The 21,695-nt window shown below is 62.6% G+C and carries 20 protein-coding genes and 3 pseudogenes; 8 read left to right on the top strand and 15 right to left on the bottom strand.

Annotated elements, in window-relative coordinates; all coding sequences use genetic code 11:
* Positions 1-906: 906 nt before the first annotated feature.
* Both AC1DT6_RS38975 and AC1DT6_RS38970 read right to left on the bottom strand, forming a co-directional pair.
* Positions 907-1,176 carry a hypothetical protein gene (locus tag AC1DT6_RS38975; protein ID WP_477115499.1) on the bottom strand — a complete coding sequence of 90 codons (270 nt, stop codon included), beginning with the start codon at positions 1,174-1,176 and terminating at the stop codon, positions 907-909.
* A gap of 329 nt (positions 1,177-1,505) precedes the next feature.
* A complete protein-coding gene (locus AC1DT6_RS38970) occupies positions 1,506-3,671 on the bottom strand; it encodes a catalase (RefSeq protein ID WP_477115498.1) in 2,166 nt (721 codons plus the stop codon).
* 19 nt (positions 3,672-3,690) lie between these two features.
* Here AC1DT6_RS38970 and AC1DT6_RS38965 point away from each other — a divergent pair, with 19 nt between their 5' ends.
* The 5 genes from AC1DT6_RS38965 (at position 3,691) to AC1DT6_RS38945 (ending at position 9,276) form a co-directional block, all read left to right on the top strand.
* Complete coding sequence (locus tag AC1DT6_RS38965; protein WP_477104729.1) at positions 3,691-4,005, top strand: hypothetical protein; 315 nt, start codon at positions 3,691-3,693, stop codon at positions 4,003-4,005.
* 306 nt (positions 4,006-4,311) lie between these two features.
* On the top strand, positions 4,312-5,535 hold the full coding sequence (bioF, locus tag AC1DT6_RS38960; protein WP_477104731.1) for an 8-amino-7-oxononanoate synthase: 1,224 nt from the start codon (positions 4,312-4,314) through the stop codon (positions 5,533-5,535).
* A 61-nt stretch (positions 5,536-5,596) separates the two neighbouring features.
* Complete coding sequence (locus AC1DT6_RS38955) at positions 5,597-6,919, top strand: cytochrome P450 (RefSeq protein ID WP_477104728.1); 1,323 nt, start codon at positions 5,597-5,599, stop codon at positions 6,917-6,919.
* Positions 6,920-7,354: 435 nt separating this feature from the next.
* Entirely contained in the window at positions 7,355-8,602 is a 1,248-nt protein-coding gene (locus tag AC1DT6_RS38950) for an ISNCY family transposase (protein ID WP_477115497.1), read from the top strand.
* 158 nt (positions 8,603-8,760) lie between these two features.
* Complete coding sequence (locus AC1DT6_RS38945; RefSeq protein ID WP_441635316.1) at positions 8,761-9,276, top strand: GrpB family protein; 516 nt, start codon at positions 8,761-8,763, stop codon at positions 9,274-9,276.
* 131 nt (positions 9,277-9,407) lie between these two features.
* Here the strand turns inward: AC1DT6_RS38945 and AC1DT6_RS38940 are convergent, their stop codons facing one another.
* The 7 genes from AC1DT6_RS38940 to AC1DT6_RS38910 form a co-directional block, all read right to left on the bottom strand.
* On the bottom strand, positions 9,408-9,863 hold the full coding sequence (locus tag AC1DT6_RS38940) for a hypothetical protein (RefSeq protein WP_045242856.1): 456 nt from the start codon (positions 9,861-9,863) through the stop codon (positions 9,408-9,410).
* 109 nt (positions 9,864-9,972) lie between these two features.
* Positions 9,973-10,410, bottom strand: coding sequence for a hypothetical protein (locus AC1DT6_RS38935; protein WP_441635314.1), 438 nt, complete (start codon positions 10,408-10,410; stop codon positions 9,973-9,975).
* An 18-nt stretch (positions 10,411-10,428) separates the two neighbouring features.
* Complete coding sequence (locus tag AC1DT6_RS38930; RefSeq protein ID WP_441635312.1) at positions 10,429-10,569, bottom strand: hypothetical protein; 141 nt, start codon at positions 10,567-10,569, stop codon at positions 10,429-10,431.
* Positions 10,570-10,766: 197 nt separating this feature from the next.
* Entirely contained in the window at positions 10,767-10,982 is a 216-nt protein-coding gene (locus tag AC1DT6_RS38925) for a hypothetical protein (protein WP_477115496.1), read from the bottom strand.
* Positions 10,983-11,090: 108 nt separating this feature from the next.
* On the bottom strand, positions 11,091-11,459 hold the full coding sequence (locus AC1DT6_RS38920; protein ID WP_441635308.1) for a CREC-EF hand family protein: 369 nt from the start codon (positions 11,457-11,459) through the stop codon (positions 11,091-11,093).
* A 544-nt stretch (positions 11,460-12,003) separates the two neighbouring features.
* Entirely contained in the window at positions 12,004-13,062 is a 1,059-nt protein-coding gene (locus tag AC1DT6_RS38915; RefSeq protein ID WP_477115495.1) for a beta-keto acid cleavage family enzyme, read from the bottom strand.
* Entirely contained in the window at positions 13,059-13,307 is a 249-nt protein-coding gene (locus AC1DT6_RS38910) for a 3-keto-5-aminohexanoate cleavage protein (protein WP_441635305.1), read from the bottom strand. The genes AC1DT6_RS38915 and AC1DT6_RS38910 overlap by 4 nt, the downstream gene beginning before the upstream one ends.
* 442 nt (positions 13,308-13,749) lie before the next feature.
* Between AC1DT6_RS38910 and AC1DT6_RS38905 the strand changes: the two are divergent.
* A pseudogene (locus AC1DT6_RS38905) lies at positions 13,750-14,050 on the top strand (DDE-type integrase/transposase/recombinase); the annotation flags it as partial.
* A gap of 151 nt (positions 14,051-14,201) precedes the next feature.
* Here the strand turns inward: AC1DT6_RS38905 and AC1DT6_RS38900 are convergent.
* The 4 genes from AC1DT6_RS38900 to AC1DT6_RS38885 form a co-directional block, all read right to left on the bottom strand.
* Entirely contained in the window at positions 14,202-15,203 is a 1,002-nt protein-coding gene (locus AC1DT6_RS38900) for a Bug family tripartite tricarboxylate transporter substrate binding protein (protein WP_441635303.1), read from the bottom strand.
* A gap of 96 nt (positions 15,204-15,299) precedes the next feature.
* Positions 15,300-16,466, bottom strand: coding sequence for an acyl-CoA dehydrogenase family protein (locus tag AC1DT6_RS38895; protein WP_441635301.1), 1,167 nt, complete (start codon positions 16,464-16,466; stop codon positions 15,300-15,302).
* 31 nt (positions 16,467-16,497) lie between these two features.
* Complete coding sequence (locus AC1DT6_RS38890; protein ID WP_441635299.1) at positions 16,498-17,706, bottom strand: CaiB/BaiF CoA transferase family protein; 1,209 nt, start codon at positions 17,704-17,706, stop codon at positions 16,498-16,500.
* Between the two features lie 9 nt (positions 17,707-17,715).
* Positions 17,716-18,492, bottom strand: a complete 777-nt coding sequence (locus AC1DT6_RS38885) for an enoyl-CoA hydratase/isomerase family protein (RefSeq protein WP_441635297.1) — start codon at positions 18,490-18,492, stop codon at positions 17,716-17,718.
* 133 nt (positions 18,493-18,625) lie between these two features.
* Here AC1DT6_RS38885 and AC1DT6_RS38880 point away from each other — a divergent pair, with 133 nt between their 5' ends.
* Positions 18,626-19,492 (top strand): IclR family transcriptional regulator, encoded by an 867-nt coding sequence (locus tag AC1DT6_RS38880; protein WP_441635295.1) that lies wholly within the window; start codon positions 18,626-18,628, stop codon positions 19,490-19,492.
* 136 nt (positions 19,493-19,628) lie between these two features.
* Here AC1DT6_RS38880 and AC1DT6_RS38875 read toward each other — a convergent pair whose 3' ends face one another.
* A complete protein-coding gene (locus AC1DT6_RS38875) occupies positions 19,629-20,720 on the bottom strand; it encodes a branched-chain amino acid aminotransferase (protein ID WP_441635293.1) in 1,092 nt (363 codons plus the stop codon).
* A 544-nt stretch (positions 20,721-21,264) separates the two neighbouring features.
* Between AC1DT6_RS38875 and AC1DT6_RS38870 the strand changes: the two are divergent.
* Positions 21,265-21,468, top strand: a pseudogene (locus AC1DT6_RS38870) (Tn3 family transposase); the annotation flags it as partial.
* 117 nt (positions 21,469-21,585) lie between these two features.
* Here the strand turns inward: AC1DT6_RS38870 and AC1DT6_RS38865 are convergent.
* A pseudogene (locus AC1DT6_RS38865) lies at positions 21,586-21,695 on the bottom strand (alpha/beta fold hydrolase); the annotation flags it as partial.

Raw genomic sequence — 21,695 nt, 5'->3', positions numbered from 1 at the left:
CGCGGGCATACGCGTCCTGGCGCATTTCATGGAGCGCACCGGCCCCTACGGCGGCAATGGCAACAGCAAGCACAAAGCTGCTGGCCACGAAAAGATTGAGGGATTTAAAGTTCACTTTTTGGCGCGGGCCAAGGTTATCCGGTTGCATGTTCGGGGTTGTCACTCCGCCCAGGCTCGAGCGCGCCGATTGTACGCGCCCAAATACATGTGCCACGCAGGCGCGTCAGGAGGAGGGCATACGTCAAGTGGTGGCGCTCGAAGGCAGTTGCAGGGGTTGCGCACCCAATTCTCGATGGACCTGGAGCGCACCCGCGAGCGGTCGCGGTGGCCCGGGAGCGGGGCACGCGCGCTGCTCGAGATCGATCAGGAACGAACCGTGGCCGTAGCCAGCGCCGAGAGCGCGCTTGGCACTGGAGCGCGAACTCGCCAATGCCGGTATCAAGGCGCTACCACGTCGGGCCGCCGGCTCACGCTGCTGCGACATCGCCACATCAATGCGGCCCTCGTCCAGCAGGTTTAGCAGGCGGGCGCTGGCGTCCCCACGCGAATTCCACGCAAAGGGTCGGCTRGAGGCGCCACAGGGCCGGCAGCGCGCACGTCAGTAGCGGTACCGCGCTCTTCGTTTCGAACCCTTATTCGTCTCGCGAGGCAGCGCTTGCGCGTTTCCGATATACGTTAAAAATGGGGATTGCCGCCGGTTGCCTTGGATGGCTGTTCCCGTGTTTTGGGGYGAGCGAGGGCAGTACTGCTTCTAGGCGGCTCTTCAGAATGCCGGCAGGCGTCTTCCGCGAAAATGGGCAGAAGTTGGGCGAAGGCCGCGGTTAGACGCAGCAGAATGCGCTGCGCTAGAACAGGGCGGTGCTAGCGAGCCGCAGACGCGCAAAACCCCGCGCTGGTGATGGCGTGTCAAATTGCGTAATCACCGGGCTCCACGCCGCTCTGCTTGAGGTCGAGCGACTTAACGAGCGCGCTCCATTGCTCGTTGTCGAATTCCTCCCCAGCGATATCGGCCTCGTTGCGCTCGTCGTAATCAACAAACGTAACGAGGTAGTAGCCGGGCAGATAGTCGTCGTCCCCCATCCCGTCTTCTGCTGGGTCAAACACGTCGAGGACGATGAATGCGTCTCCCTGGTCGTTTTGCCAGACAGAGTGCAATGCGGGTTTTTTGAGCGCCAAGACGAATTCCTTCTCTGTTGATCGGGTCGATCCGCATCAGAACGGGCCGTGGCGCAACGCCGTTCTGCGCTAGTTGCCGATGCGGTGGAAACGGATCATAGCGCGCCGTATCGAACGTCTGAATATCGAGCATCGGGTGTTGTGATGGGGGGCGCGGCGCGAAAATGACAACCGAACCCGTCTCTCGTAGTTTTTCTGGATGATTTTACATAATAGTTTGTGTGCTTTATGCGTCACCTTTTGGTTTGATCGCGCGCCCGGATTTAATAGTCCTGTTGCGCACCGGCTCCCTTCCCGATATTGCGCGGCTCGCGCACGGCACCAGTCCTTCAGGCCATGATGCGCGCGGCGTCCGGGCGCGCCCACCAGCGATGCTCACCCACGGCTTCGAGGAACGCATCGTGCTGGGCGCTCGCGTCCTTCTTGCCCACCACCAGGCCCGGCCCCGCAAAGCCGCCCTCTATACCGGCGGCGCGCGCGGCTGCCGCAACCAGCACGGCGCCAGCGCCGCCGGCGCCGACCGGCTTGTAGTGCTTGTAGGCCTCGCAGATAAAGAGCAGGGCAGCCGGTTCGGCCTGCAGCGCGCTGACATCGCCATCGGGCACGTACACGGCGTCGAACAGCACCGAACCCACGGACGGCAGCGCGTGATCGACCGGCACGGCCTTGCCTTCCGCTGAGGTGACGCCATTGGCGCGCGGGCCGATCACCTTGGCGGACGCCCCGGCTGCCGCGGCGCGCGTCTTGAGCGAGTCCACCGCCGCGCCGCTGACGCCGTCCGCCACCAGCACGGCAATCTTGCGGCCCCGGATGTTCCCCTTGGACTGGGACGCCAGGCTCAACGCGGGCGAAGCCGCGATACCGTAGTCATCGATCTCGACCGGCTCGCCCACGGACTCCACCTCAATGCCAAGCTTGCTGGCCACGCCGCTGGCCAGCTCGGGCGCGATATGGGCCAACTGGCCGACCACGCGGGCACGGATGGCGGGGATCTCGACCTTGGAGAGCTCGAACGTGTAGGCATCGACGATCTGGGCCTTCTCGGTGTCGGACTGGCTGCGCCAGAACAGGTTGGCCTGCGAGAAATGATCGGAAAAAGTCTCGCTGCGCCGGCGTACCTTGGCAGCGCCTTCGGCGGCGGCTTCCGCGTAGCCCAGATGCGCATCGGTGTCGCCCGCCAGGAACGGGCAGCCGCCACCCACCGCGTTGGGCTGGTAACTGGAGCGGCCCTTCACCACGGTCTGGCGCATCAAGCCGTCGCGCTGGTTGTTGTGCACCGGGCACAACGGCCGGTTGATCGGCAACTCGTGGAAGTTGGGCCCGCCAAGCCGTGTGAGCTGGGTATCCAGGTAGGAGAACAGTCGGCCTTGCAGCAGCGGATCGTTGGTGAAATCCAGGCCCGGCACCAGATGCCCGGGGTGGAATGCCACTTGCTCGGTCTCGGCGAAAAAGTTGTCCGGGTTGCGGTTCAGCACCATCTTGCCTACGCGGCGCACCGGCACCAGCTCCTCGGGGATCAGCTTGGTCGGGTCGAGCAGGTCGAAACCGAACTGGTGCTCATCTTCCTCGGGCACCAGTTGCACGCCCAGTTCGTACTCAGGGAAGGCGCCGTTCTCGATGGATTCCCACAGGTCGCGCCGGTGGAAGTCCGGGTCCTTGCCATTGATCTTGAGCGCTTCGTCCCACACCAGGGAATGGGCGCCCAGCACCGGCTTCCAGTGGAACTTGACGAAGGTGGCGCGGCCTTGCGCATTGATCAGCCGGAAGGTATGCACGCCAAAGCCTTCCATGGTGCGGAAGCTGCGCGGCAGGGCGCGCCCGGACATGGTCCACAACACCATGTGCATGGATTCCGGCTGCAGCGACACGAAGTCCCAGAAGGTGTCGTGCGCCGAGGCGGCTTGCGGAATCTCATTGTGCGGCTCGGGCTTGACCGCGTGGATGAAGTCCGGGAACTTGATGGCGTCCTGGATAAAGAACACCGGCATATTGTTGCCGACCAGGTCGTAGTTGCCCTGCCGCGTATAGAACTTCACGGCAAATCCGCGCACATCGCGCGCCAGGTCCGCGGATCCGCGCGAACCCGCTACCGTGGAGAAGCGTACGAACACCGGTGTCTGCGCGCCGGTGCGTTGCAGGAAGTCAGCGGTTGTGTAGTCGGCCAGCGATTCGTGCAGCTCGAAATAGCCGTGCGCGGCGGCGCCGCGCGCATGGACCACGCGCTCGGGAATGCGCTCATGGTCGAAGTGGGTGATTTTCTCGCGCAGCAGGAAATCTTCCAGCAAGGTCGGCCCACGCGCGCCCAGCTGCAGCGAGTTGTCGTCTTCGCCAATCGGCATGCCCTGGTTGGTGGTCAGCACGCGGTCTTCGTTGGAAACCACATTGCCGACCGTGTCGGACCCCAGCACTTTCGGCTGGGGAGACAGCCGCTCCTTCACGGCGCGGTCATATGCGGCATCCGCGCCGGTAACCACGCGGCTTGCGGTCTGCGTCACGTCGCTGGTCGAGACACCCGTGACTGTGTCCGGCGCGGCACCGCTGCCGGCGGGCGTGGGCTGCCTGGCACCGTTGCCGCCGGATTTGCAGTTGGAAGGCCTCGGGGACGAAGTCTTTTTGGAAGCAGGCGTCTTTGGCATGGTGAATCCTGGAAAGAGGGTCGGCAAGAACAAACAGGAAGGCCTCATCCAGGCAGATAGCGTGCCAGCGCCGCTGCGGTATCCGAAAGATGCCCTGACGGCGGCCTGGCGCGCGCACTTGCGCCTTTGCCCGCCTGCGGCTTCTGCGCTTTCTCCGCGTGGCACGACACGCGCAATTTTCAGCGAGATGTAATTTGTGCAACTTAAACCTTATTCGTCTCGCGAGGCGGCGCTATGCCCGTTTCGGATACACGCTAAAAAGGGGGCGGGTTGCCTCCGGTGGCATTGGATGCGGATTCCGTGTTTTGGCGAAGCGAGGATAGTGCCGCTTCTAGAGCGTACACGCTGATGGGTGCCATTCAGCACAAAGAGCGACACTTTACGCAATTTTGCCGGCTTCTTCGTACAACATGTTCGCAAAATTGGCCGACAGCCCAGTTTGCCATTAGCGCGGATACGCATCTAAGATGCATTTCCCCAATCGTCCGCCAATGCTGCCATACTGCTTGACCGACTCACACAAGCCGCCGCCGAGCGCGCCGAACGCGCCATGACGCGCAGGCGGCGCGTCACACACACAGCCTGCGCGCCACATCAGGCGGTCAGCAATGAATGCGGCGAGCAGCGCACGCTGTTGAGTTTTTGCAGCAACGATTACCTGGGGCTGGCCAACCATCCCACCGTTATCTCCGCCTTTGCCGAGGGCGCTTACCGCTATGGCGCGGGCAGCGGTGCCTCCCACGTGGTTAACGGGCACTCGCTGGCCCACGACCATCTGGAGAACGAGTTGGCGCGGTGGATGGATTCACATATCCCCGAGGCGCAGGCGCTCTATTTCTGTAGCGGCTACATGGCAAACATGGCGGTGCTGAGCGCGTTGGGCACGGCCGGCGCTACCCTGTTCTGCGACAAGCTCAACCATGCCTCGCTGATCGACGGGGCGCTTCTGGCGCGCGCCCATGTCAAACGCTACCCGCATGGCGACACCACTGCACTGGCGAGACTGCTGGCCGGTAGCGACAGCCCCCTCAAGCTGATCGTAACCGACAGCGTATTCAGCATGGATGGCGACCTTGCCCCGCTGGTCGAATTGCTGGCATTAGCCGAATGCCACGATGCCTGGATCGTGGTCGACGACGCCCACGGCTTTGGCGTGCTGGGGGAGAGCGGTCGCGGCGGCCTGGAGCACCTGGGACTGGCCTCCGAACGCTTCATCTACATCGGCACGCTGGGCAAGGCCGCCGGCGTAGCGGGCGCCTTCGTGGCGGCGCACCCAACCATCGTGGAGCATTTGGTCAATGTGGCGCGGCCCTATATCTACACTACGGCCGCGCCGCCGGCCGCAGCGCATGCGCTGCTGGCCAGCCTGGCGCTAATCGCGGGCGAGGAGGGACGCCGGCGCCGGGCCCATATGGCGCAACTTATTGGACAGCTGCGAGCAGGCCTGGAAACATTACAGGCCTGCCATGCGGAGGCCGGCTGGCGGCTGGTCGATAGCGATACCCCTATCCAACCACTGATCGTAGGAGGCAATGCCGCTGCCATGGCCCTCTCCGCCGCGCTGGAAGCCGATGGCATCCGCGTCACGGCCATCCGGCCGCCAACGGTGCCCGAAGGCACGGCGCGCCTGCGTGTCGCGCTCTCGGCAGCGCACACCGCGGGCGACATAGCGCGCTTGCTGGACAGCCTGTCTGCCGTGCTGATGCAGCGGGATGCGGCATGAGCGCGCCAGCCCGCTTCGCCACACTCGCCAGGCTCGGAATGTGCTCCCAAGGACCATCAGCATGAGTACGACAATGCTAAGCACGGAGGCCGTGGCGCATGCGGAAGCGGTGATCGGGAAGCCAGTTCCCTGTCGCCCATTTGTTAACGCCACATTCTTGCGCGATCCTTATCCTCTCTACCGCGAGCTGCGTGAGGCTGGCCCTATCCATTGGAGCGAGGAGTTCTTCAGCGGCGCCTGGTTGCTGACAAGGCACGAAGACGTCGAGGCCGTGCTGCGCGATCCCCTCTACTCAGCGCGGCGCACGGGTGGCTGGGTGATGCGTGGCAGCGAGGAATCGCGCCAGGCGCTCTGTCCCTTTCAGCGCCTGTTCAGCCGGGCGATGTTATTTCTCGACGCACCGGATCATACGCGGCTGAGGCATGTGCTCAGTGCCGGCTTCCGGCCGTCAGCCCTACGCGCCAGCGCAGGCGCGATCGAGCACATGGTGGCCGGATTGATGAATGGCATTGACGAAGCGGGGCAGTTTGATTTCATGGAGAGGATTGCCAGACCGCTCCCGGCAATGGTGATTGCACGCCTGCTCGGCATGGACGCGGAAGACCAGCCTGAATTCCTGGCCTGGTCCGAGGATCTGGCCGCCTTCATCGGCGCACTGGACCCTGATCCGGCTCTAAAACGACGAGCGCAGGTTAGCTTGCTCAAGATGTGTGCCGCCTTCGAGGCAACGCTCGAGCGACGCCGGGCGCAAGGGGCAAAGGTGCCGGACGCAGCAGGCGACGATCTGATCGGACACCTGCTGCGAGCCGAGGCCAGTGGCGAGGTGGTGTCCGGGGCCGAACTATTGGCGCAATGCGCCATGCTGCTGTTCGCGGGACATGAGACGACGCGCAATCTACTCGGCAATGGACTGTATGCCTTGCTGAGCCATCCGGATCAATGGCGGCGCCTGCAGCGGACTCCCGAGTTGCTGCCGAATGCCTTGCGCGAGCTATTGCGCTACGAGAGTCCGGTCCAATACACAGGGCGGCGGGTCACCACGGACGTGGTCCTCCATGGGCGCCGGCTGCGGCGCGGGGAGTTAGTGGTCCCCCTGATCGGCGCTGCCAATCGCGATCCGGCGCGCTACAGCAACCCGGACAGCCTGAATATCTCCCGGGGGGAGGGCTCCCACTTGTCGTTCGGACATGGCCCGCATTTCTGCATTGGCGCCGCGCTGACGTTGATGGAGGCGGAGATTGCGTTTCGGGCGCTGTTGGCCCGCTGGCCCAGGCTAGAACTCCTGGATACAACTCCGCGCTGGACCGGGAACCCCGTCTATCGGGGGCTCGCTAGTCTGCAGGTACGCTGCCGGCCCTTGACGCACACAATGGGCGTGAGCTGAAACGGTCCAGAGTGGTAGATAGGGGGAGCCTAATCCAGCTTAATTCGCACGTCTTTTGCAACTTGCCGATACTGTGCGATCGCGGCACGCACGCGCTGGCGGAAATCCTCGGCGCGCCCATGCCGGGGTAATCGAATGGAAGGGACTTCCACCGAGTAGCAATCTGCGCAGGCTTGCGCGTTGCTGCCAACCCCAAGACCGCGGCTGGATATCGAGCGCTGGGCAGTCGCTGCCTGCAGGCTTTCGCAGTTGTCGGGGTCCCATTCAAACCAATGGGATCGCCGCACTCATTGTTATTTGCAATAATTTAACATAATAAACGTTATGTGCTCAAACGATGTCAGGGCTAAGTTGTAATGTCCGTTTATAGCCAAGTTCAAATGTCCGAGTTTGCCAAGCGTAACCTGAGCGGTTTCCAGTCTACTGGAGGCTGCCATGGCACCGGACACCATCCCCCTGACCATGCGGCAAATCGATCGATTGAAGATCATTCAGGCGCTGGCGGACGGCTTTCTCAAGACCGGTATCGCGGCAGCGAGGCTGGGACTCACGGCACGCCAGACGCTGCGTCTGCTGCGGCACTATCAGACCGTCGGTGCGCCTGGTTTGCTAAATAGCCATCAAGGGTTGCCGGGCAACAATCAATTGCCGCCCGGGCTCGAATCGCGCGTCCGCAGGCTGATCCGCGACACCTATGCCGACTTCGGCCCGACCCTGGCCTGCGAGAAGCTGCGCGAGCGCCATGGCATCACGCTGGCCAAGGAGACCGTGCGCCGGATCATGATCGACGCTGGCTTCTGGGTGCCGAGGAAGCTGCGCCCGCCCAAGGTCCACCAGCCGCGCAGGCGCCGCGCCTGTCTGGGCGAGCTGGTGCAGATCGATGGCAGCGACCATGCGTGGTTCGAGGAGCGGGCGCCGGCCTGCACGCTGCTGGTCTATGTCGACGATGCCACCAGCCGGCTGATGCAGCTGCTGTTCGTGCCGACCGAATCGACGCAGGCGTACTTCGAGGCAACGCGGGCCTATGTCGAGCACCATGGCAAGCCGATGGCGTTCTACAGCGACAAGGCGAGCATCTTCCGGGTCAATCGCCAGGAAGCAGCCGAAGGGCGCGGCTACACGCAGTTTGGGCGGGCCCTGTACGAGCTGAACATCGACATCCTGTGCGCCAACACCAGCCCCGCCAAAGGCCGTGTGGAGCGGATGAACGGCACGCTGCAGGACCGGCTGGTCAAGGAGCTGCGGCTGCGCGGCATTAGCACCATGCCAATCGCCAATGCCTTTGCGCCGGCCTTTATCGCCGACTTCAATGCCCGCTTTGGCAAGCCGCCGCGCAGCGACTTCGATGCCCACCGGCCGCTGCGCGTTGACGAGGATTTGACGCGGATCTTCACCTGGCGCGAATGGCGCAAGGTGTCGCAGAGCCTGACGCTGCAGTACGACAAGGTGATGTACCTGCTGGAGGATCGGCCCGAGCTCAGACGGCTAATCCACCGCTATCTCGAGGTGGCGGAATATCCGGACGGGCGGATCGAACTGTGCACCAAGCGCCAGCGGCTGATCAATCGGCTGGATCTGGAGCGCGCCATCGCCGGCACCACCGCCCCACCCTGTGCTGGCTTCTCCCCTTCCGGCCAGCTTGACCGCGTTACGGCTAAACCACAAAAAGCACGACCGCACTGACATTTCAGTTTAGCCAGCCGACTGACATCTAAAAACAGCCTAGACAAAACCTGTGTAGAGGCCAAATCAGAATGTCCGCTTCCAGCAGCGGTTGCAGAAGCAGCCACGGCCACTCAACGGAACGGACAATTCCAGTTTTTCTGGAAGAATGAGGCAAAATGGCGCTTACCAGTAAAATTTCCCACTATGACAGCAGATGGCCTGCCCTTTTCGCCAGCGAGAAAGAGCGCGTAGCGAAAGTCTTTGGTGTTGAATTTGTCGATATCTATCACGTCGGGAGCACGGCTGTTCCCGGACTTGCAGCCAAGCCAGAAATCGACCTCTTGGTTGAGGTGTCAGAGCATCGGGACGAGGCAGCGCGAGACAGTTTCATGTATGTACTGGGTTACGTTCGGGGAAGTGATCTTTCATCAGGGCACCACTTCTATCGTCGCGATGTTGATGGGGTGCGAACCCACAAGGTGCATGTATGTGTCAGTGGCCACTGGCAGATTGAGCGAATGCTCCGTTTTGGCGATCTTCTTAGGAGCGATCCCGGTATACGACAGCAGTATCAGGATTTGAAATTTCAGCTCGAATCAAATAACCGTGGAGGCATCGGTGAGTATCTTGCGCAGAAGGCCCCCTTCATCGATGCTTTGTTGGTGCCGCATCGGAGCTTAGCGAAGGAGTAAACGTCAGGATTCTGCCGCCGCCGCTCACCCTCACCTTCAGTCAAGCGGCAACGACAAAACAGATCGGGGTCTGTATCCACAATCGATGACCCGAATTCTTGTGCTAGCCCCGCGCCGTCGCCGCCATAGCACTACAGGAAATCGATTTGCACCAGCGTGTGGCAGTAGTCGTAGGTGGCCGCACCATGCGTGCCATCTGTCGGCCCTCCGAAGCCAGGCGTTAGCCGTAGGTCCCTGAGTACCTGGACCGTAAGCCCGAGCGTCATGTGTGGACGCCAACCGTTCGCGGGTTTCGCAACACGAAGGATGTAATAGCCTTTACAGGCCTCGACCGAAAAGGCATCGGCTCCCGGCGGTGCAGAGACTTGATCGACCTGGACAATATCGAATTGGCCCGTACCGGTGATTTCGGTGTGCTCAACGTTCCGGAACGCTCCGAGGTCGACCGCCCGAAAGCTTTTGATCCCAAGGCCCGACACACCCAGTCCCCGCACGTCAGTTACGGAAACCTTGAGGTAAATCGCTTGCTCCATGGCGCCAGCCTGGAGGCCATACTTGTCCAGAACCGCTTCGACGCGACTCACCATGACGCCCTCCTTTCCCTTCCAGTGCGGCCTCTAAAGTCCACTACTAGCAGATTCCCGCGACATTTCAAGGACATTGCGGATGCCGTAAACTCGTTGCTGACTTCGGCAGTCAGCCAAAGCAGCCCAGGTAGTACTGCTGGGCACGCAGCGCGTCGACACCCTTGCGGTAGCGATCGGCGCGGCTCCAGTACTCAGTCTCGTTCATTGCGCGTTCAGTCGCGCGCACCCGGTAGTCGAGAATCAGGCACTGGTTCAGAAAGAGGTTCTGGGTCCGCAAGTTCCATTCCTCGTCCCGCGCCCGTTGCGCCCTGACCTGCTCCGCTGTCTGCGCGCGGATACTCAAGTAGGCCTGATTTTCCCGAAGGGTTTTCGTAGCGTTGGGCACCGTGAGCAGGTGGCCCTGCATGGTGCCGGTGACATTCATGTAGCCGGCCGGGCAGGACGCCGACGTGTAGAGGACTTCGCCTCCACTCCGGCATTTGGTGACGCCCTGCGCCAGGCCGCTGGCGGCCAGCAGCGCCATCATCACGGCAAGTTGTCTGGACATGGCAGTGACCTCGTCAAATCACGATGGAATCAATGTAGTCCAGATCAGCGCCGATGCCAGCCGCTCGCGCAGCGCCTTGTTTTGTACAAGGTGGCGGCTCTTCAACCATGCCGCCTGCCACTGGTCGCAACCGTTGCTTCGGCCACCCGGCAATGCCATTTACCTTCCATTTGTTTCAAAAAGCGCACAAAACGCTAGGCAGGCTACGACTAAAGCATAAAGACAGCACCTGGCAATGCCGTGCGAAGCTCTGCTCTTGGCCCACGCCCTGGCGGGGGCCCATGCGCTGCTGGATTATCTGGAGCGGTTTGCGCGCCGGGTCATCGACAAATGAGCGGTGCGGGGTTCTGTCGCGATCAGAGCGCGAGGCAGCCAGGAACCGAATCGCGCAGTTGATGCTGCCAGGGAATAAAATTGCTGCGCTGCGGGCGCAGCATCCCATCGATGCACTGCGTTTGCCCCTTGGCAACCATATGCGTGATTTCAATGCTGCCCGGGAGGATGCTCGCGCCGCGAAAGGCTTCAAACCCGAGCATCGGTCTGGTAATTCGCCCCGCCGGGACGGCCAACATGCGTCACTACGATTCAACGCACTGAACGCCCGAACCCGCTCGAAGATTGAAGTGTAGGACGCGCCATTCCGAATCCTGGGCGACTTCGGGCGTTAAGGCAGAGGGGGCTCAGTTCCAAATGGGATTTTCCTTCTGCATCTGTTCCTTGGTCTTTGCCTCCCAATAAGCACCGATCTGACGCTCTGTTATGTAACCCCGCTTCCTGGCATCGATCTGGTCAAAGCGCTTGTAAACCTCCGGCATACCCGCCTTGGCTTCTTCCCGGCTTAGCTTGCCGTCATGGTTGACGTCGGCCGCCTTGAAACGCTCGGCAATAATGGCCTTGGCTTCCGCTGTGGTCGGCGGCGCATTTGGAATCTGGGTTGATTCTGCTCCTTGTTGGGCTTTCGATTCTTGTGTCTGCTGGGCGCTCGCACCCGTAAAGACGAGCGCCATCACAACTGTTAAACCAACTGCAGGCAATTTACGCATGATCATTTCCCTCTCCTCCAGCATTTGTGGTTTCGCATTGCATTCTCCTGAAAAAAACCTGGGAAAATGAAAATCGCCCGCAAGCCAATGCTCAAAGGGATTCTAGGCACACAAGGCCCGCTTACCAAAACCTTTGTGTAACGTGCAGCCGGCAATGGGAGGGCTTCAAGACCAGACCGTCAATTTGGGCGGGCTACGCCTTGGCCGGTAGTAGCTCTCACCATCTTGCGCAGGCATTTAAACCCTCGAGCAATCCTTGCAGTAGGCACGCAGCTCGGTCGCGAGAACAGACTGACCGTCGTTTCCCGACGGCCGCAATCGACGCATGAAGATTGCCGGAATTGGCCTCTTCAGGTCCCAGTCGACCCCGGTCATGAGCCCTGATTCAGTCTGGTTGTGCGTGACCGTAAGTACATCATTAGCCGCAATTCACTATTGTGTTCGGTGCGTGACGCTGTCACGCCCCCCCCTGACATCGATTGCGCCAGCCTCAAAAACATGCCGCCGAGGCAGCACAGAGAGCATACGATGTCAATTCCCCCCAAAGGCTTTAGGTCGGCTTGCGCAGGAATCCCTGGTTGCCACCGTTACGATTGGGCGCGAAGCCATTGGCCTGAAGCGTCTCTTCCGCCGTGTCGTAGAAGACCCCAATCTGCATGATCTCTCGTGCCTGTTTCGCTGTCGCKATGGGGCGACCRAAYTCGCCGGMGATRCGCACCARTTGCTTGATYTGCTCGACRGAGSTSMTCTTKCCCGTKCGGGTCTGGTTCCAGAGTACATCCTCGATGCCGCACCGCACATGCAGGCCCAAAGCCATGCCGATCATATTCACGGGCAGCACATTTAGCACCGAACTTTCCACCGTGATCACTGCTCCGTCGGGCGCAGCACGCAGAAAGTTGGCCAGGTTGTAAATGTTCGCTTGATCCATGCCGCCGCTGATAGCCACCCAGTTCATCACCAGTGGCCCCTTGTAGACGCCGCGGCGAATCATCCGCTCAATCGTTTCAAAGCTGTTGATGTTGTAGCACTGAAACTCACTTTGGATTCCGGCGGCTGTCAGGCGTCGGATGTGCTCCTCGACCCAACTGGGGTTCGAGGGCACGATCATGTCCTTGTAGGTTGCATAGAGGTGCGGGAATCCCCGCGAAACCCCCTTGAAGTCATCCAGACCAGCATGCTCAGTCACATTCATCTGCGTAGTGTTGACGGTCACCGTCACCTGGTCGGGCTTCGGATCGAGTTCGGCCAGCATATGCCGCGTGTCGTCGGAGAGCCATTTGGCCGCAGAGCCATCGTCCTCGGGTGCAAAGCTGATCGAGCCACCCACCTGGATGACCATCTCGGGTACGGCCTTGCGCACCCCGGCGATCAGCTCATTGAACATGGACAGGCGCTTGCTGCCCTTGCCATCGGGTTCGCGCACATGCAGATGCAGCACGGTGGCACCGGCTTCATAGCAATCCACCGCCTTCTGGATCTGCTCCTCCATGGTGACAGGGATATCTTCCGGGAAGTCTGAGGGAATCCAGCCCGGCGCATAGGGAGCGGCTGTGATGATCAGAGGCTGCTGGTTCTCGGGATACAGGTGGCCGTCAAGGAAGTTCATGATGATGGATATCCAGGTTGAAATGTGAATATTGAGAATGTCGAACTAGATGAGAGAGCTTTAGAACCCCATTTGCAGCGCCGTCTTCGGCACGGCGGTGCGCAGGCGATCCAGCATTCGTTGAACATGAACACGCGCCTGGAGCCCTTGCCGTCGGCTTCGCGCACCTGCATGTGCAAAACGATGGCGCCCGCGTTGTAGCAGTCCGCTGCCCTTTGCACCTGAGCGGCCATCGTCACCGGCACATCGTCCGGATCTCCGGGCAGCCATTGCGGTCCGTAGGTCGCGGTCTGAATGATCAGTGGCTGTGATCTTCAGGTCGCAAAGAGTCGTCGATGGAGTGCATGCAAGTCTCCTTAAAGCGGTTGATGTCCAAGTGTCAGCGACTACGAGTGAATCATCCGGCCTCGCGCCACTTCCCGCTTTACTTTGGATGCCTCGAACTAAGCTTTTCATGACAACAACGCGCCCCTGTCCGTTGAGCCACCGTCAAGACACATACGTCCGTCAACCTGGAAGACGACGTACGCGAGCAAAATGGAAGGGAGCCACCTTCCCTCCCCGACACGCGGTGTCCGACGTACTCTGCGCGCAAGCTTGTCTGCATGATGCTAGTGCACGGCGTCAGGCTTCGTTTTGACACCGGTCTTGCCATTGGAGTGCAAGCCCGTCATGAGCGCAGTCTGAATAAAGAACCGGCGCGACAAGACCGAAGCCAAACGCTTCTTCATCCGAGTGCTTCGCTCCTGCCGCGTGCCGCGAAAATCGTCACTGACCAATTGCGCAGTTACCCGGCCACGAAGGCCGACATCCCGGAACTAGCCAATGTCAAACACGTGTTCGTCAAAACCGCTGCTCGCTTGAACAATCGGGCCGAGAACAGCCACCAGCCCACACGTGAACTCGAGCGTCGGATGCGAGGGTCTCGCGATCGCAAGCGCACCCAGGCGTTGCTTCGAGCTTCGGCCCGATCCGGCAGCAGCTTGCCTAACTGCACGCCGGCGTCATGGATGGAGTCGCCCCGCGCGGCCACGCCGGCCAGCCTTTCGTTGAGCGCACTCGGCCGGGATTTCTCCTGCCTCGGCCCTGGCCCCGCGCATAGGGCATCGGCGCGCGTTGCTCGCGCGCGTGTTCCAGTTTTACAGCAGCTCGATCTTCGCGATTGCCGCCAGCCGCTTCCAGCGCGCTATCTCGTCCTTCTGGTAGTCGCGCAGTTCTGCCGGCGTGGACAGTATCAGCGAGGTGGACTGGCGCTGGTAATACTCTTTGACATCGTCGGCAGCACCGGCCTTGGCGAACAGTTCGCCAAGGCGTTGTGCGATGGGTGCAGGGGTCTTGGCGGACACCGCCGCCGCCACCCAGTTATAGGCCAGGAAATCCGGCACGCCGGCTTCGGGCGCGCTCGGCACCCCAGGCAGCAGTGGTGAGCGTTGGGGCGCGGTGTAGGCCAGTGCGCGCACCTTGCCGCCCTTGACCAGTTCGATCGCGCCGCTGGCGTCCACCACGGCGAAGTCCACGTTGGCGGCCATCACGCCGTTGATCGCGTCGCCCGCGCCCTTGTAGGGGACGCCCGTGGTCTTCATGCGGCTTTGCTCATTCAACCATTCGCTGTACAGCGTGTATGACACCGAGCCAGTACCGTAGTTAAGTGCACCGGGGCGCTTGCGCGCATCTTCCACCAGCGCGTTGAGCGTGTGGTAAGGAGAACTGGCGGGCACGATGATCAGGCATGGCCCCCGCGACAGCAGCGTGATGGGCTGGAAATCGGTCAGCGGATCGTAAGGCAGCTTGCGGAAGGTAGCGGCGTTGGTGGATAGCGTGGAGTTGCTGCCGATAAACACCGTGTATCCGTCCGCCGGCGCGCTGAGCACCGTCTGCACACCAATAAAGCCGTTGCCGCCCGGCTTGTTCTCCACCACGACGCCCTGCCCCGTCAGCTCGCCGATCTTCTTGGCGAACATGCGGGCGGTCATGTCGGTACCGCTGCCGGACGGAAACGGCACGATAAAGCGGATCGGCCGGTTGGGAAATGCCTGCGGCTGCGCCAACGCGGCGAACGGTACGCCCGCCAGGCTCGCTGCGACAGCGGTGCCGGTCAGGATAGCGAAGCTACGCCGGGAACAGTTCACGGTTCGGGTCATATTGTCTCCTTGGTCTTCCGCCCGGCAGTGGGTTCCGCCAGTGCGGGTGCGTCAGTGGTTCGGTGATTCCGTGAGGTGAGTGGTCTTTGCGACGGACTAACGTTTGAGGCCGAGCAGATCTCGCGCGATGACCCATCGGTGTACTTCGGACGGCCCTTCGTAGATGCGCATCAGCCGCGTCTCATTGGCCATCTGCTGCAGCGGCATTTCCTTGGTCATGCCCATCGCCCCGAAGGCCTGCATGGCGTGGTCGATCACGTCCCAGGCCATCTCCGTGGCGAACACCTTGATCATGGAGACCTGGGTGCGCGCTTCCTCGCCGGCGTCGATGCGCGCCGCGGCCTCATAGGTCATCAGGCGGCAGGCGTGGATGCGGGTAGCGGCATCGGCCACCCACCACTGGATGGCCTGCCTGTCCGCGAGCGCGGCGCCGAAGGTGCGGCGCTGCGGCGCGTACTCGCACAGCATGTCGAGCGCACGCTGGGCGCGGCCGATGCACCAGGCCGCCATCTGCACGCGCCGGCTGGACAGCCGCGCCTGCATCGGCGCAAAGCCCTGTCCTTCTGCACCGAGAAGCTGCGTGTGCGCAACACGGCAGTCCTCCAGCACCACCTCGTAGGTGGAGGCGCCGCCGATCATGGGGATGCGCCGTTCCACCTTGAAGCCGGGCGTGCCGCGGTCGACCAGGAACGCGGAGATGCCCTCGCGCGCGCCGCGCGCCTTGTCGGTCACCGCCATCACGATGGTCCAGTCGGCGCGAGCGGCCCGGCTGATCCAGATCTTGCGGCCGTTGAGCACCCAGTCGTCGCCGTCGCGTTCGGCGCGGGTGGTCATCATGGCCGGGTCGCCGCCGGCACCTGGCTCGGAAATGGCAATCGCCGAGACGGTTTCGCCGCGCGCGTACGGTTCCAGGTAGCGCGCACGCTGAGCGGCGTCGGCAGTCTTGAGCAGCATGCGCAGATTCGGCGAATCGGGCGGCAGGTCGTAAGGCGTGATGGTCTTTCCCAGCTCCTCGTTGACGCCGACCATGGCCACCACCGGCAGGTCGGCGCCGCCCATCTCAGCCGGCGCGTCCAGGCCCCACAAGCCCAGTTCGTGCGACAGTCCGTCCAGCTTGTCCTGCTCCTGCGGCAGCAGCGTGAGCTGGCCGCCCTCTGCCTCGCGGGCCAGTACACCCGCTTCGAGCGGGATCAACTGCTCGCGCACAAAGCGCGCCACCAGATCCTTGAGCATCTGGTGCTCTTCTTCCAGTGCGAAGTTCATGCAATGCCTCCTTTATGGTTCGCGTGCCGCGTCAGCCGGCATTCAGGTCGCCCGTTACCTGGGCTATGTCTTCAGGGGCTAGCCCGGCTTCGCGCAATACCTCATCGGTGTGCTCGCCTAGCGTGGGCGCGTGGCGGCGCAGCGACAGCGGCGTGGCGGAGAAGCGCGCCGTGGGCCGCATCTCGCGTAACGGGCCCTCGGTGGGATGCTCCGTCTGCTGGAACAGCCCGACCGCTTCCAGGTGCGGATGCGCCAGCAATTCGTCCGGCGTGTAGATCGGGGTGGCTGGGATATCCAGCGTTTCGAAAAGCGTCATCCACTCTGCCGTCGTGCGGGCCGGCGTGATTTCCGTGAGCTGCTGGTACAGCGCGCGGATATGGGCGTTGCGCTGCGCGCGGCTGGCTATGTTGTATTTATCGGCCAAGTCGTCGCGGCCCACTGCGTGGAAAAAGGCTTTCCAGTGGCGGTCCGTGTACGGCAGCACGCAAATCCATCCGTCCGCAGTCTGCGCCGGCCGCCTTCCGCCTCCCAGCAGGCGCGCATAGCCGGCTTCGCCGGTGGCGGGCTCGAAAGTCAACCCCGCCAGGTGCTCGGCCATCACGAAGCTGGCCATGGTTTCCAGCATCGGTACCTCCACCGCTTGCCCGCTACCGTGGCGCTCGCGGTGCAGCAGCGCGGCCATCACCGCGTTGGCCAGCGCCATCCCGGTGGTCTTGTCGGCAATCAGGCTGGGCACGTACTCGGGCCGGTTGCCAGCGGCGGAGCCCAGCGACACCAGCCCGCAAGCGGCCTGGATGATGTCGTCGAAGGCCGGTTTGTTGCGGTGCGGGCCGTCCTGGCCGAAGCCGGTGGCCACGCAGTAGACGATGCGCGGGTTCAACGCCGCCACTGCAACATAGCCGAAGCCCAGCCGCTCGATGGCGGCCACTCGCATATTGTGGATCAGCACGTCGGCGCCGGCGATCAGGCGGCGCAGCGCCGCCGCGCCCGCGGGCGTCTTTAGGTCCAGCACCACCGAGCGCTTGTTGCGGTTGAGCGCCAAGTAGATTGAACTCATGCCGGCGTTGCGCGAGACGCCATTGGCGCGCATGAGGTCACCTTCCGGTCCTTCGATCTTGATGACGTCCGCGCCCAGGTCGGCCAGAGATTGCGTGGCCAGCGGGCCCAGCACCACCGACGTCAGGTCGAGTATGCGAATGCCCTCGAGCGGACCGGCGCAGACGGAATTCTGCTGTTGCATACGGACCCCTCAGCGGCGCTGGAAGACTGGCACGCGGCGCTCGGCCATTGCCGCCACGCCTTCGCGAAAATCCGCGGTGGCGAACTGCACACGCTGGATGGCAAGCTCACGCTGGTTAGCCTCCACAATGCGGTCGGCCAGGCCCAGGCGCAGCGTTTCGCGCGTGCTTTCGACGGCCAGCGGCGCCGAGGCCGCTATGTCGTGCGCGAGCGCCAGTGCGCGGGTAAGCACCTCGGCCTGCGCCACGAGTTCGTCGGCCAGACCGATGCGCATCGCTTCTTCGCCGTCGACACGCCTGCCCGTGTACAACAGCAGTGCGGCCTGCTGCTCGCCGATCAAGCGCGGTAGCGTCACGCTCATGCCAAAGCCGGGATGGAAGCCGAGCCGGTTGAAGCTGGCGCTGAAGCGTGCTTCGCGGCATGTGACGCGGAAATCCGCCACCAGCGCCAGGCCCAGCCCCGCTCCGATCGCCGCACCCTCCACCGCCGCCACAATGGGCTTGCGGTTACGGTACAGCTTCATGGCCTGTGCGTAGAAGGCCGATGGATCGCGCGAGACGCTGCCCTGGTCCGCACCGCTGAAATCGGCCCCGGCACAGAAGGCGCCCACGCCGGATGACAGCACCACGGCGCGGCAGCTGTCGTCCTCGTCGAGTTGGAGCAGCGCTTCGGCCAGCTGGCGCATGACATCGGCGTCGACAAAGTTATGGGGCGGGCGGGAGATCTCGATTTGCGCTACATGCTGGTCGCGTCTCAGGACAATTTCGGGGGTGGATGCCGAGGTCATGGCGAAAGGCTCCGGAAGGTGAGAAGGCACCCAGTATTCGCCGATGCGCGTTGCCGCGCTACACTACAATTTCGGAATTCGAAATTAAATTGCGGCACACCGAAGCTGGACTGGCGGGGCTGCCGACAACCACATGCCCGATACTCTCTCCCAGCCGGATTCCCGACCCAAATCGCCTTCGACCCGTGCGCTCACGCACAGTACTGGCCGCTTCACGCGCCAGACCGAAGGCAGCCAGTCGCTCGAACGTGGCCTGATGTTGCTGCGCGCGTTCCGCGTCGGCTCTTCCAGCCTGACCAATGCGGAGCTGGCTGCGCGCACCGGACTGCCGCGCCCCACCGTCAGCCGCCTCACACACTCGCTGGTGGACAGCGGCTTCCTGCGCTACGACTCCACCGAGCGCGCCTACCGGCTGGCGGCGGTGGTGGTAAGCCTGGCAGACGCCTTCCACCACGCCACCACGGTGCCCGATATCGCGCTGCCGCTGATGCGCAAGATTGCCGAGGCGGAAAAAGTCAATGTCGGCCTGGCCGTGCCCGACCAGACCACCATGGTCTACCTGGCCGCAGTGCGCCACAGCCGCGACAGCGTATCGCGCACCCGGCGCGTGGCGCCCGGCACGCGGATTCCAATGGAACTGACCTCGATCGGCATGGCATGGCTGGCCGCGGCGCCGGCCGGCGTGCGTGACCATTGCCTCGCGCGGATCGCGGAAAAGGCCGGCGACGAATGGCCGGCCTTGCACAAGGAACTGTCGCGCGGCATTGCCCAGGCCCAGGCGCAAGGCTATTGCACCGCCAACTACCAGCCGGGTCACCTGACCGCCGTGGGCGCGGCGTTCCGCGGGCCGGACCACCAATGGTACGGACTCAATATCAGCTTCCCGCACAAGCCCAGCGACAAGCCGCGCGATGTGGCGCGCTATGCGCCGCTGCTGCTCGGTCTGATCGAGAAGATCAGCGTGTCATGCGGGGTGGAGGACGGCGTGGAGTCCGCATGACGGCCGGCGGCTAGCGCGGGGCCGGCATGGCGCAGCGAGGTGCGAATCCGAACTGCGCGATGGTTTCCGGTTTGGCCTGCAGTTTGCCAAGCGGCAGATCGGGCGAGCCCGAACATAAGCGTCCCGCAAGGCACCCTTACAAACCGACGTGATGGACCCACCCGGCAGGGCCAGCGGCCTGGTTGCGCTGAATCTCCACCAGCCGCTCCCTTAGCACCTTGACGGTGTTGCCGGCCGTGCCGTTCCCGATCGCAAAGCGTGTCCGCGAAGACCGCACTTCGCCAATGGCCACCAGCGTCGCCGCCGTTCCGCAAACAAAGGCCTCGGCCAGGCGTCCGCTTTGGGCATCCGCCTCCCACTCGGGGTATGAATACCGGCGCTCTTCCACCGTCATGCCCATCTCCCTGGCCAGTTCGATCACCGAAGCCCGGGTGATGCCTGGAAGAATCGAGCCGCTAAGGGGCGGCGTGACCAGGGTGCCGTCGTCCATCACGAAGAAGATGTTCATGCCACCGAGTTCCTCCACCCAGCGGTGCTCGGCGGCATCCAGGAAGACCACCTGGTCGCATCCGTTCGCAGTGGCCTCGCTCTGCGCGACCAGGCTGCCGGCATAGTTGCCGCCGCACTTTGCCTCGCCGGTACCGCCGGGCGCGGCGCGCGTGTAGTTCTCGGAGACCCAGACGGAGACGGCCTTGTCGCCGCCCTTGAAGTACGGGCCCACAGGGCAGGCGATCACGCAGAAAATGAATTCGGAGGCGGGCTTGATGCCGAGGAACACCTCGTTCGCAAACATGAAGGGACGCAGGTAGAGGCTGCCCGAGCCGTGCGGCACCCAGTCCTGGTCGACCCGCACCAACTGCTCGATCGCTTCCAGGAAGAGGGATTCGGGCAACGCCGGCATGGCCATGCGCTTGGCCGACGCCTGGAAGCGGCGCGCATTCTCGAGCGGGCGGAACAGCGTTACTGCGCCATCCGCGCCGCGAAAGGCCTTCATGCCCTCGAAGATCTCCTGGCCATAGTGGAGCACCGAGCACGCCGGATCGATCGAGAACGGCTTGCGTGCGGTGACCTTGGCGTCCTGCCAACCCTGTCCTTCACGCCAGGTGATCGTCACCATATGGTCGGTAAAGACGCGGCCGAACGCGGGGTCGCGCATCAGTGCATCCCGGGTGGCCGCGTCGAGCGCGTTCGGGTTGGGTTCGAGGCTGAAAGTGGTTTGTTGCGTCATGAGCGCGAGTCTTCCTTCGCTGGCGTTGGGGATTGGCAGCAGGACGAACACTCCTGTCTGCCGCCGGCATGGCACGTGGCTTTGCGTGAAATCCGGGGCATCAATGATCGCATGCTGGCGCCCAGCTTGTCTTCAATGTCATTGCAAGCCCCCATCGCCAGGCACTCTGCGCCATCGCGGCACAGCTTGCTGAACTTTTCCGCAAGGATGCACTGCTGGTCGTAGGCGTGTTCTCCGGCAGGCCGGGCGCCTGTGTCCGTCGTCGCCAGCCTGGGGTATCGCTCGGTCTTTCGCTCGAAGATAGGGGTGAAGGCTTCGAAAGATGGCGTTGACGGGGTAATCGTACTTTCCGTGCAACATCTGGCGGTGAGGCAAGAATTACCCTTATAAATCAAAGTATTAATAAAGCATCAAGTTCACCAGATTGCATCCTTTCGATGCAAAATCTGGCGCCAGCCTTGCCAGCAAACGCAGCCCTAGAGCCCTCGAACAATGCAGAAAGGCGCGCCGCATGTTTGTGTGCGAACGATAGGTGCCGACCTCGCTCCTCTACAACGTCCAGTGGATGTCGCGCAAGTTCAAGGAACTGCAGGAGAAGGGACATCCCGTTGATGCCGAGGTGCTGAAGGTGCTTTCCCCTTACCGGCGCGAGCATATCAATCGGCTCGGGGACTATCTGCTGGACCTCCAGAGACGGGCTCCGCCACTCGACCCAACGATAGATTTTCTTGTCAAATCAGCCACTTAGTGGAGATGCGTCGGATTTTTTACGAATAGCGGCCAACCCTCAGGAGACGCTCCAGGACCTCTTATGGAGAGTCAGTCTGCCGGCGCCATTGTGGGGTCCGGCAGATTCGGCGTCGTTTCAACTACGGATGAATGCCAACAGGTCGGCGTTGAACCTGTCCTTGTGCGTGTCGGTGAGCCCATGCGGCGCACCGGGGTAGACGATCAGCTTCGCGTTCCTGACGAGCT

It is taken from the genome of Cupriavidus sp. 01L45 (assembly GCF_056399885.1).
This window is presented reverse-complemented; position numbering and strand designations above follow the sequence as displayed.